This window comes from Brasilonema bromeliae SPC951 (assembly GCF_012912135.1).
In the GTDB taxonomy this organism is placed as follows: domain Bacteria; phylum Cyanobacteriota; class Cyanobacteriia; order Cyanobacteriales; family Nostocaceae; genus Brasilonema; species Brasilonema bromeliae.
This window is the reverse complement of record NZ_QMEB01000042.1, coordinates 18,904-30,686: the sequence shown is the minus strand read 5'-3', so window position 1 is coordinate 30,686 and position 11,783 is coordinate 18,904. Positions and strand designations below refer to the sequence as shown.

General features: G+C 42.5%; 11 protein-coding genes. 4 read left to right on the top strand and 7 right to left on the bottom strand.

Translation table 11 applies throughout. The features are described from left to right. Positions 1 to 21: 21 nt before the first annotated feature. Positions 22 to 1,860, bottom strand: a complete 1,839-nt coding sequence (locus DP116_RS07910) for an NACHT domain-containing protein (protein WP_169154665.1) — start codon at positions 1,858 to 1,860, stop codon at positions 22 to 24. 153 nt (positions 1,861 to 2,013) lie between these two features. Between DP116_RS07910 and DP116_RS07905 the strand changes: the two genes are divergently transcribed. Further along, complete coding sequence (locus DP116_RS07905) at positions 2,014 to 2,331, top strand: TRADD-N-associated membrane domain-containing protein (protein ID WP_244837726.1); 318 nt, start codon at positions 2,014 to 2,016, stop codon at positions 2,329 to 2,331. Position 2,332: 1 nt separating this feature from the next. Here DP116_RS07905 and DP116_RS07900 read toward each other — a convergent pair whose 3' ends face one another. From DP116_RS07900 to cbiT, 5 genes are all read right to left on the bottom strand, one after another. Beyond that, positions 2,333 to 2,521 (bottom strand): hypothetical protein, encoded by a 189-nt coding sequence (locus DP116_RS07900; RefSeq protein WP_169154664.1) that lies wholly within the window; start codon positions 2,519 to 2,521, stop codon positions 2,333 to 2,335. 58 nt (positions 2,522 to 2,579) lie between these two features. Beyond that, complete coding sequence (locus tag DP116_RS07895; protein WP_169154663.1) at positions 2,580 to 3,077, bottom strand: GNAT family N-acetyltransferase; 498 nt, start codon at positions 3,075 to 3,077, stop codon at positions 2,580 to 2,582. After that, positions 3,064 to 3,351: a type II toxin-antitoxin system TacA family antitoxin gene (locus DP116_RS07890; RefSeq protein ID WP_169154662.1), complete on the bottom strand. Its 288-nt coding sequence runs from the start codon at positions 3,349 to 3,351 to the stop codon at positions 3,064 to 3,066. The genes DP116_RS07895 and DP116_RS07890 overlap by 14 nt, the downstream gene beginning before the upstream one ends. A gap of 376 nt (positions 3,352 to 3,727) precedes the next feature. Continuing rightward, positions 3,728 to 4,612 (bottom strand): phosphatidate cytidylyltransferase, encoded by an 885-nt coding sequence (locus tag DP116_RS07885; RefSeq protein ID WP_169154661.1) that lies wholly within the window; start codon positions 4,610 to 4,612, stop codon positions 3,728 to 3,730. A gap of 104 nt (positions 4,613 to 4,716) precedes the next feature. Continuing rightward, positions 4,717 to 5,319, bottom strand: a complete 603-nt coding sequence (cbiT, locus tag DP116_RS07880; RefSeq protein ID WP_169154660.1) for a precorrin-6Y C5,15-methyltransferase subunit CbiT — start codon at positions 5,317 to 5,319, stop codon at positions 4,717 to 4,719. A 114-nt stretch (positions 5,320 to 5,433) separates the two neighbouring features. On the opposite strand from cbiT, the gene DP116_RS07875 reads away from it, so the two are divergent. The 3 genes from DP116_RS07875 to DP116_RS07865 all read left to right on the top strand — a co-directional run bounded on the left by DP116_RS07875 (position 5,434) and on the right by DP116_RS07865 (position 10,850). Next, positions 5,434 to 6,960 carry a serine/threonine protein kinase gene (locus tag DP116_RS07875; RefSeq protein WP_169154659.1) on the top strand — a complete coding sequence of 509 codons (1,527 nt, stop codon included), beginning with the start codon at positions 5,434 to 5,436 and terminating at the stop codon, positions 6,958 to 6,960. 1,108 nt (positions 6,961 to 8,068) lie between these two features. Beyond that, positions 8,069 to 10,351, top strand: coding sequence for an ATP-binding protein (locus DP116_RS07870; RefSeq protein ID WP_169154658.1), 2,283 nt, complete (start codon positions 8,069 to 8,071; stop codon positions 10,349 to 10,351). A gap of 49 nt (positions 10,352 to 10,400) precedes the next feature. Continuing rightward, on the top strand, positions 10,401 to 10,850 hold the full coding sequence (locus DP116_RS07865; protein ID WP_169154657.1) for a response regulator: 450 nt from the start codon (positions 10,401 to 10,403) through the stop codon (positions 10,848 to 10,850). Positions 10,851 to 10,947: 97 nt separating this feature from the next. On the opposite strand, the gene DP116_RS30150 is transcribed toward DP116_RS07865, so the two are convergent. Further along, positions 10,948 to 11,742: a winged helix-turn-helix transcriptional regulator gene (locus tag DP116_RS30150; protein ID WP_169154656.1), complete on the bottom strand. Its 795-nt coding sequence runs from the start codon at positions 11,740 to 11,742 to the stop codon at positions 10,948 to 10,950. Between the last annotated feature and the right edge of the window lie 41 nt (positions 11,743 to 11,783).

The following is an 11,783-nucleotide window of genomic DNA, read 5'->3' as shown; positions in this document are numbered from 1 at the left end:
ACAGGGTTTTCATCTCACCCACTATAAGTCTCGGGAGAGGGAGAGGACTGGGGAGACGGAGAGGTCGAGGCAGAATGCTCGAATAGCAGCAGATTTATAACGCGCCTCTACAGACTTTGACTTTTGCTCAACCCAAATGAGAAATTGCTGCAATTTCTCATCTTTTGCTAAAAGAGTATCAATTTGGTGTTTCATCAACTTTAATAAATCATCAGCACTCCGCACCATTCCTGTGGTCAACAAAAAGACCTCTCTCCAGCGTTTTTCAGCGACATGCTCTGCCAATTTTGCCCAAGCAGACCTTTCTTTGATTTCCCTAGCAGTGAAATATTCGTGAAATGTTAGGTGAGAAAAGGAGTAGATATCCGTTGCCCGTGCTACTAGTAACCCATGTTGCACTTCAATTGATTTCAAAATGGCTTCGCTATCTAGTTCTAATGCTTTTGGCGCAGTGTTAGCATTAGGTAAGTTGCGGAAAAAATCAGCAATGTCATCTTCAACCGTCTTTTTCTTAAAGAAATAGTTTTTCTGCTCGAAAGTAGTTAAGGCAATATGCGAGAGTAAGTTTTCCTTGCCCTGTAAAGATAAGTCTTTGTAGACTTTATCTCGCTTAATGTTACGCTTAACATCCCATTTTTTCAATAACACATCTACACCTTCGGTGTAAAGCTCAGAACGATTGGCAGGAAAATCCCCAGCTTCACCAAAGACTAAACAAAGTAGAGTTAAAAATAAAGGATTGGTTGCGAGTTCTTGAATTGGTTTATTTTCTTTTAGTTTCTCGATGAAGCGCTTACCTTTGACTGGGTCTTTTCTTGATTGAAACCAGTTTTGAGCAAAAGTAGCTATTTGTTCAGAGTCAAAATCTGCTACTTCTACTTCAGTAAACCCTTGAAAAGTATATTCCTTAGCAGCAATTCGACAAATGATGATCAATTGATTCTTGTGAAACTGGTAGGAAAATTCCTGAACTTGATTTAGAACCTTCTTGGTATCTTCTTCTCGGACTTCATCCAGCCCATCTAGTAAAATTAATGCCTTACCTTGTTTTAACAGTTGCTTTGCCTTCACATCAGCATCTGTTAAATCACAGTCAGATAATCGTTGGCTAATATACTTTAGAATATCTGGCTTTTCGGGTGCTTCTGCAAATTCCTTGAGTGTGATAAAAATTGGAAAGCGTTGCTTCTGAAACTCCCCTTCAATACACTGCATTGCCAAGTATTTCAGAAATGTGGTCTTTCCCGCTCCTGGTTTACCCAACACCATCAGCTTGCTGTGTTGCTCTACTGCTTGGAGTCCTGGTACACGCTTCTGGGTTACTTTGCCAAGTCCAAAGCGGTCAAAATTCTCTACGTCTAAGTTTTGTTCTAGTTCAGCAATCCCTAGTCGCGTGCGTCCTGTTATTTTCTCAAAAATATTGACCTCAGTGTAAATGTTATCTAACCCAATAGGCTGGGTCATATCTAGCACCCGCATTGTGCCGCAGCGTTCTTTGATATAGGGTGTTACCTTCTCGCGTACCTCTTGCACTAAGGCATCTACATCAATACTGTTATCCTCTACTTCCTTGACTGACTCAGATAAATTATTATCTGGTACATCAACTGAGCTAGGTAAATCTGTTAAACCTGCGATCGCTTCCCAGTGCGATTCAAGCTTTAGTGCTGTACAAATCTCCTTAAACTTATCAACTTGAATTTTCTCACCTTTAAAAAACTTCTGGATAGTGCTGCGACCAACTGAGCCTTTTAAATTGTTTGCCAGGCCTAACTGTGTTTCATACAATCTCTTCAAAGCCTTCTCAGCTTTTGCTAAACCTTCATTAGTTGCTTTGACAGTTTGTTTGTTCTTGCTCATACCTTGCAGCTAAGGGTTTATGGACTATAGTACACAATCAAAAGCCAAGCATAGGACAATCATAGAATAATTTTAGCCAAACGATTGTGCAATCAATGTTTGGGGAATTTAGCTGGATGCTAGAGGAGGTAACAAACACACCCCAAACCACATATGAAATCTCAAAATTTTTCATCTGACGATTCGCACTCTGACGCTTACCTTAAAATGATGCTAGATGTATTTCATGAGCATCTGCGTCAGGCACGGCAGACTTTCAACCTCTCTGTTGTAGCAGTTGCAGCTTCCCTTGGCATCAGCGTAATTGGTGCTGGGCTTTTGATTTCTGGTAAAGCCTCTGAAGGGAGCGTCACCACCGCTACCGGCTTAATTTCAACAACTCTTTGCTCTCAAATCGCCAAAGAATCGGGTGAGAAATTAGAGGAACTAAGGGAGGATCTCAAAGCTTTGCGTCCTTCCTCAGATAGCTAATTTATTTTATCGGTGTGCGATCGCGCTTCGATTCTTCTGTGTAAGAGAAGCGATCGCACTCTTGAGATTCCCGTTCCCAAGTCGGGTGCATTTCCTTACAACAAAACATCCGTCTGGGATTTATTTGAATTAGAAAAAGCTGTGTATCAGTTGAATAGGCGATCGCTTGCACTGAAATAGCTGATACCAATAAATCGTTCTGAGGTTCCTCATTCGTCTGTAAATCGCGCCTTGACGTAGCTTAACCATTACTCAAGCATTTGCTCAATGACTGACAATGGCAAAAATAGTTCTAAAGACGCATCTTCCAAGCTGACAAAACCATAACCAGAGTAGTAGGTTTTTGCACTTTCATCTTTTGCATCAACAAATAAACCAATGCTTCCCGCATTTTCCGCAACAATTAAGGCACGCTGCATTGCCTCAATCATCAAAACTTCTCCAATTCCTTGTCGCTGATAGGCTTGATCGACTGCTAATCTTGCCAGCTTGACACCAGGAACTTTTGAAGGATATTTCTTAAAAAATTTCGCGCTCAAATTGTCTACACGCACTTCACACAATGTTAATGTGAAGAAACCAATTATCGCTTCTGGCTGCTCTGTATTAACTAGAACGAAAGTACGGGAAACACCTTTTTGGATATGCTGTCTTGCTGTTTGTTTAAGGAATTGATTTAATGCTTCATTGCCACAGTTAAAGCTATCGCGGTCATGCTGCTTACCTAGTAATTCAATGACTCTCACTGAAAAATTCCTTGTGCTTTTTCAGGGCTGCTTTTAACTTGGCATTCGGTACAGGAGGATTCTCAATTAGGCTAAATACCGTATCAGCATCATTTTGTGACAAAATAATCACTCGTTCATCTTCTATGATTTTTTTTGCTTCTTTCAACGCCGCCTGAATCATAAACTGATTCAAGGTAGCACCTGATAATTCTGCTGCTCTTTCTAGAGTTTCTTGAATACTCACAGCAATTCTCGCTGTTATCCGAACTGTATTTTTGTGACTATTAGACATGGAGATAATGGTGTCATGTTCTTCTAATTTTAACTTATTGGTGTCATTTTGGCACCAATAAGTTACGAGTGGGATTTCGGGAGCATTTAGCAAAAACACCCCATCAATCTCGAACTTCGGTTCCTTGACTGCGACACAATCAAATCAATACTCTTAAGATGCACATTTTAAAATCCTTATAGAGCAAGACTTTCAGAAAGTGAAGAAAAATGTGCTTCTTTCAAAAGTTGCGAGGGGGTTTAATACTTTTGACTTTTGAACGCCAGTTGCTTCAAGTCGGGGAACCCGCCCAACGCACTGGCTCCTTTTGACTTTTGACTTCCCCCTCGTGGGGCGCTCATTTGATAGCAATTCACTTTTGCAAGAAGTTTCTTCACTACTTACCCACCAGTGGCAACAAGAGAGTGAGAAAATAATAAACCAAAGGAGCCGTGAAAATATAACTATCCGTACGATCCAAGATACCTCCATGACCGGGGATTAACTGCCCTGAATCTTTTACCCCAGCATCACGCTTGAGCATAGATTCGGTCAAATCACCCAATAGACTAGCAATACCAATAAGCAAACCTAATGCGACACCAGTAAAAACGAATTTAGGCCAATTGAGATAATATGCTGCGACGACAGCGACGACAACACTGCCAGCAATACCAAAAACCGCTCCTTCGACTGTTTTTTTCGGACTGATATCTGATAAAGGGGTTTTGCCAAAAAATTTCCCAAAAAAGTAAGCACCAATGTCAGCTGCCCAAATACATACAAAAGTGAGTGCTGTTCCGGTCAGACCTTGGGGTAAAGCGCTAAAATTTCCGTTGACTATATTTGTCCAAATTGTGGACAGGTAATCACTCACAGGTAGATTGCTGATAGTCGCACCGTGGAGCGATCGCAACCGCACCCAATAACTCGGCAGATACCCTGTGTAAAATAGCCCTAAAATGGAAGCGGCAATATCCGCAATTGTTGCCATTTTTGGCTGAAACAGCAGGTAAAAACAAATAAAAGTGCCAGCCAGTGGCATTACGGCATCAGCCAAGTTCCTATCTAAAGTGCAAATGATCAGCAGTACTTGACTGACAAACATGGTGGTTTTAGCAGTAGGAACTATGCCTTTTGCTCGCACCAAATCAAAATATTCTAGTTGACCTAGAATAACGATAACCGCAAACAAAAGAGTAAAGTACCACCCACCCAAAAGGGTCGCAGTCAAAGCAAGGGCTATTGCAACAATTCCACTAACAATCCGAGACCAAGGCATGGGCAAAAGAAGGAAAAAGTCAAGAGTTAAAAAAGAAAAATGAAGATTGAAGAAATTTTTGCATCTTCGTTTCTTCGTACTTCTTTCTTCGATGATTCTGTTTTCTAGTCTAGTTTCTCACCACTGAGAATAAAAATGGGATTAACGGCAGTAAAAGTCGCAGAAGAACCTCGTGTCTCCAAACGGTTCACAGCCGACTGGATGACTTCAACATTTCTGGCTTGCAACTGGGCAAAGCTTTGAGAAATAGCATACAGACTTTCTAGATTAGCAGCTGTGGCGACAACTCGACCTGAGGGTTGCAAGTAATGCCACACTGCTTTCATAATTTCTTGGATGGGACGTCCTCCTTCAATACAAACGCGATTAGGAGCAACTTTTAGGTTCTGCAAACACTCAGGGGCACTTCCTTCAATGACTTCGACATTCTTCACCTCAAAGCGATCGCAGTTGTGCCGGATCAAGTTGGCGACATCTTCATCTCGTTCTACAGCAAAGATCTGTCCTTTTGGGCATAGTAACCCCGCTTCTATTGGAATCGTTCCTGTCCCTGCACCAATATCCCATAACACGGTGTTGGGTAAAAGACGCAGTTGGGCAAGCAACTGTAGTCGAATTTCTCGCTTACTCAGCGGAATTCCTGGCAAGCGTTCAAACAAATCATCTGGAATACCAGGAGTAATGTAAGGCCAAAGTTGGGAGGGCATAGGCAATTCAAAATTCACTCCACAGGAGAAATTCAAAAAAAGATATGTATCTAGCTAGGTTAAGAAAATAAAATAAATAAATAGGTTTTAAATTTATATCCATAAGCAATCATAATGAATGGTCAAGTATTGGGCGATCGCTACGAAATACAGCAGCAATTGGGAAAAAAGGCTGGGCGACGGACGCTTTTAGCTCGTGATCTTGTAACTGGTGAAATGGTGGTTGTCAAGTTACTGTCTTTTAGCAGTGACTTTGAGTGGGAGGATCTCAAGCTGTTTGAGCGAGAAGCTGAAACTCTCAAAAAAATAGCACATCCGTCTATTCCTCGCTATTTAGACTATTTTGAGATAAATTCATCAAATATCAAAGGGTTTGCTCTTGTACAAACTTATATCCCAGCGCAAACATTGGACGAATACATCAAAGCTGGGCGTACTTTTACAGAAGCAGAAGTCAAACAAATAGCTAAAGCACTTTTAACAATTCTCATATACTTACATGAGCATAAACCTCCAACAATCCACCGAGATATTAAGCCGAGTAATATTTTGTTGACAAATCGCTCTGGTAATAGTGTAGGTCAAATATATTTGGTAGATTTTGGCTCGGTGCAGACTGTAGCAGCCTCTGAAGGTGGGACAATGACTGTAGTTGGAACTTATGGCTATATGCCACCAGAGCAATTTGGTGGACGCACGGTTCCTGCATCTGATCTCTACAGCTTGGGTGCGACTTTAATTTACTTAGTCACGGGGACACAACCAGCAGATTTACCTCAAAAGGACTTACGGATTCAATTTGAGCAGGCGGCAATTCTGAGTCCTATTTTAACTGAGTGGTTGCGCCGAATGAGCGAACCTAGTTTAGAACGACGGTTGAGTTCTGCGCGTGAAGCATTAGCTGCTTTGGAACATCCACTACTTTTACAACAACAGCACCCAGAACAAATGCACCTCACAGACAAGAAGAGAGGGATTTGGTATTGGGATGGTCAACATTGGACTAGTAAAGATCAAGAAATTTCGCAAAAGCTTAACACCAAAAGTGAGTCTGGACGTCATAGTTTAACCATCAAAATGACGAAACCAGCAGGAAGCAAAATCACACTCAAGAAAGATGAAAATTCTTTTGATCTTCTGATTCCACCGACTGGTTTTCAGCCGTCGATGACATTCATGGTTTTGTTTGCTATTTCTTGGAATTCTTTTATTCTTTTTTGGACAATTAGCGCCCTCGCTGCACCTTTTCCCATAAACATACCTTTTGCTTTATTCTCGCTTCCCTTTTGGGGCGCTGGTTTTCAGATGTTATCTTGGATTTTCTTTCCTTTGTGCAGAAGGACTCGACTTCGTTTAAATCGGCAAAAAATTGCCTTCATCTGGGATTTTTTTGGCTTGAAATTCAATCGTGTTGCTTCATCACCAACACAGGATATCACTAAGTTAGTGTACTCGCCAAAGACCTTTAAAACAGACTCTCAGGGTAACAGAGTTGAAATTCTACCTCAATTGATCATTTGGGCAGGAGTGCATAAATATCAGCTTGGCGGTACTCATGGTGTGATTAAATCTGAACCAGAAATTGAATGGCTTGCTCATGAATTAAGTGATTGGTTGGGTTTACCTCTGACGCAAGAATGAAAGCTGATGCTACACCTTGTGAGAGTGGTTATGATGACTTACCGCTAAATCATGTAGCACGCACTCAACCACCAGCCAAAAAGCCAACACATCTTCTGAGTTGTTTTCGGCGCGGTAACATTTGCGATTATTGTTGCTTTTTTACTTGGTCAACCTTTACCTGTTGGTTCGTTCTTCCCTGAATCTCAATACGGTTCAGATAAGGCTAAAAACTAATGCTGACGTAGGTTGGGCCCTTGGAACGAAACCCAACACCTACCTCGTTTTTGTTGGGTTGCGCTGCGCTTAACCCAACCTACAATTCTTCTTAACTGAACCGTATTGGAATATAACGTAGGCGGCGATAGTTTGGGTCGAATGGGTCTAAGGAGGGAACCTGCTGCATTAGTCTGCGAGCAGTATGAGCCTCAATTAATAGACCCTTCTTTTTCAAAGGTTGAGCCTGCCCTTGTAATCGTTGCCATTCTGGATTGGGTCGGCGACCTTTATCACGGTTATATTTTGGAATTAGTTATATTCACACGATTTATAGGGCATAAAACCATAAATCTACCCACTTACCTTTTGGTTAGAGCCTGTCAGCCTAATTTGGCTCTTTGTGCGATGACGCAGTTTAAACATCAATTTACTTTTGTTCATCTTGGGAGAACTCCCTCTTGCTCCTTACCACTTTGGGCTAGCAGTTAAGGTTACGTTTGTGGTCTGCATTCCGCCTGTTTCGTTACCTACTTGGGCGTGACCGGACTTCGGAGAGTCTTTTACATTAGGGTAGAGAGTGTGAATTCTCGCTTGAGAGTCGGCTCTCCGTTCTAAGCGACCTTTCAAGTCGCGCTTATCCGCCGCACCTCTGTGTTAAATCTGGGCGTGCGACTTTCACCGCCCTCCGGGCGTCTACAAGCCGGGAAACCCTAGTCGAGCAGTGGCTCCCCTCCCGCAGTGCTGGTTCACCAAGACGGGGGCTGGTCTCACCTGTTAAGTGTTCCCTAGCTCAACGAGTTCGCTCATAAACCAAACCAAATTCCTATACTTATGCATTAAAATTTTAAAAAATATAACGTTTAATTGCGGTATCGTAAAACAAATAAGTTTGGTTCTCGTGAGTCAAGCTATGAGCCAATTTGATATTACCCCTACCCAAGCTACCAACCTGATTCACCACGAACCAATTCATCTGCCTAACTCGATCCAGCCTCATGGCGTACTACTGGCGGTTAGTCCTCAGCTAGAAATCCTGTTGACAAGCAATAATACTCAAGATTTTTTAGGTAAAGAGCCACGCGATTTACTCAATCAACCCCTCAGTACTCTGCTTAACGCAGAACAAGTGAAAGCTATTGAGCAGTTTTGGCAAGGTTCGGGAAGTAGCGTTTATTCTTTCAAGCTGTCTATCGAGACTTCAAAGGGTGAGCAATATTTTGATGCGATCGCTCATCGTACAGAAAGTACTGTGATTCTTGAGCTAGAACCAACTGATTCTATCAATCAGATCAGCTTTTTGAGCTTTCATGCTTTGGCGCAAGAGGCGATCGCCAAAATGCGAAAGACATCCAACCTCACAGATTTCTTGCACACTGTAGCATCCGAAGTGCAAAAAATTACGGAGTTTGATAGAGTGATGGTCTATCAATTCGACCAAGTAGGAGCAGGTTCCGTAGTTGCCGAAGTAAAAAAAGATAATTTATTACCTTATTTAGGACTACATTATCCGTCTACGGATATCCCCCAGCAAGCTAGGGAGTTGTATAAGCGCTGTTTGCTTCGATTCATTCCCGATATGAATGCCCAAGCTGTAGAGTTGATGGCGGTCGAAAATCCGGAAATGCATTCTACATCTGTTGACTTAAGCTTGTCCGTACTTAGAAGTACTCATCCCTGCTGTGTTGAATATCATCAAAACATGGGTGTAGCAGCCATCCTGGTGATAGCGCTCATTAAGGAGCAAACACTCTGGGGACTCATTTCCTGCCATCATCAAACATTGAAGTTTATTCCTTACGAAGTGCGGAAAATTTGCGAATTTTTAGCACAGATTGTGTCGTTGGAATTAGAACACAAAGTCAATCAGTCGGAATTTGACTTAATGGTTAAGCTTCAATCAATACAGGCTGATTTCATAGAGTCCATATCCGGGGCAGAAAACTTTAGAGAAGCACTTGTTTATCCTGAACTTCGCTTACTGGATATCGTCAATGCGCGAGGAGCAGCAGTTTGTTTAGATGATGACATTACGCTTGTAGGTGCAACACCAACAATTGAGGAAGTTCGCGCCCTTATAGAATGGGTAGACACTCAGATCACTGACAATCTCTTTTCCACGGATTCTCTGCCCAAGCTTTATCCAGAGGCTGTTGCTTTTAAAGATACTGCAAGTGGTTTGCTACTGTTGCGAATTTCTAAAGTTCGGCGCTATTATATCCTCTGGTTTCGTCCTGAAGTTATCCAAACGGTAAACTGGGCAGGTCAGCCGAATGAATCAATTCAGATTAAAGCTGATGGTAGCGTTACCCTTTGTCCGCGAACATCGTTTGAACTCTGGCAAGAAACGGTTCGATTGACTTCGCTAGCTTGGAAATCGTGTGAACTTGAGAGTGCGATCGCTCTGCGCAATGCAATTGTAGGCATTGTACTTTCCAAGGCAGATGAGTTAGCCAAAATCAACCAAGAGTTAGAGCGCAGCAACCGCGAACTTGCTTCCTTTGCCTTCGTCGCTTCTCATGATTTAAAAGAACCTTTGCGCGGCATTTACAACTACTCAAATATATTGCTGGAAGATTACGCTCAACTACTGGATGAGGATGGAGTTGAGTACCTAGAGACCGTGGTATCCTTATCCATACGCATGGAAACTCTCATTAACTCACTTTTGAGACTTTCCTTGTTAGGGCAAGCCCAACTAAACCTGCAAGCAACTGACCTCAACGGATTGCTCCACCAAGTGATTGATCTTGTACGTGCCAGTCGTTCGCCATCTCAGTTAGATATTCGCATCCCTAGACGTTTGCCTATGATTCAATGTGACGCAGTTCTTGTTAGCGAAGTTTTTAGTAACTTGATGATCAATGCTTTTAAATACAATGATAAATCAGATAAATGGGTTGAAATTGGTTATTTGGATATAAATGAACAGATGGAAAAAGGGTTGCTTCAACAACAACCGCAAACTTCAGCACCTTTTGTCTTTTATGTACAAGATAACGGGATTGGAATTCCAGAACATCACCACCAAACTATTTTCAGGCTCTTTAAGCGACTCCACTCTCAAGAAAAGTTTGGTGGGGGTACAGGTGCTGGGTTAGCCATTTCTAAGAAGATTGTTGAGCGTCACGGTGGTCGTATTTGGGTTGAATCGACTGTAGACACTGGCTCAGTGTTCTATTTTACGCTGGAATAATGTAAAATTTTATTGAGAAATGTTTAATTTTAAGACAATATTTGAAGTCATGACCACAAAACTCAATGAACCACTGCTGGTTGTTGAGGACAGCAATGAGGATTTTAGGATGCTACAACGCCTGATGCGGCGGCTGGCTGTCCCGAACCCCATATATCGCTGTACTAATGGAGATGAGGTTTTAGACTTCCTCTATAAAGAGGGGAATTATCAAAACCCGGACTTAGCGCCAAGACCTTCTGTTATCTTGCTTGACCTGAATTTGCCAGGTATTGATGGTCGTGACATCCTGGAACGGCTCAAGCAAGATCAGAGCTTTAGGGAAATCCCTATCGTTGTTTTCACCACATCATCTAACCCAAAAGATATTGAACTGTGCTACAAGAAAGGCGCAAACGGCTATCTGATCAAGCCGATGGATGCTCAAGAACTGCAAAAGACGATTCAGGCATTTGTCGATTATTGGTTAGAGGTAAATACTTCCCCAAGTGCAGGTTAATGTATGTGTTTGGTGATTTCTGTTGATTAACCCTAAGCCTTGTTCTTCGGACTTAGCGAGGATCATGATTAGCACAAATGGTAGCAAAATACTACTCTCATTGGGAGTAACTAGTGAGGCTAGCGAGGATGGCAACCAATTCCACTGGATCGAACGGTTTGGCTAAATGGACTTGAAATCCCTCTTTGATGACTCGTGAGCGCTCCAAATCATTATTGGTTAGCGCGAGCGCTGGAATTTGACCGCCTTGCTCCACTGAAAGATTTCTGACCTGACGAATGAGAGCATAACTGTCTTCGCTTGATGCTCCAATATCAACTATTAGCGCATCGGGCGGCTCTTGAAGCAACACTTCGAGTGCTGCGTGAGTTGATGCAACCACGAGCGCCTGAGCATCATGTTCTTCAAGCACTGTGCGTAGGCGATTACCTATGTCCTGCGGACACGCTCCGCTAACGGTAGAGCTAGCCCCTAAGGGGGCGCTTCGCAAACGCTTAACGCGCACCTCAGCCTCAGCCGCCACGACTAATATTCGTAAGCCTTTTAGCCGGAGATAGCCGAAGTTGTACTCTGGTCTATGGCTCTTACCCCAGTCACACATCAATTCTGTGATCGGTCGAATCGTCTCACCGTATGGTGTGAGTGAGTATTCAACCCGAGGCGGTGTCTGTCGATAGGTTTCTCGACGAATCAGCCCATCTCGTTCCAGTTCACGTAACTGTTGCGTCAAAACCTTTTGAGTAATTCTAGGAATCAAAAGTCTCAATTCCCCAAACCGCTTTGCATCTCGTCTTAGCCACCACAAGATGACACACTTCCATTTGCCGCCAATAACCTCAAGCGTAACCTCAACAGGACAGTTATATTCTGTTGCCAACTGTGATGCTCTCATAACAACTTCATTAGTATCTATTTGGTAACTATTGATTGCCT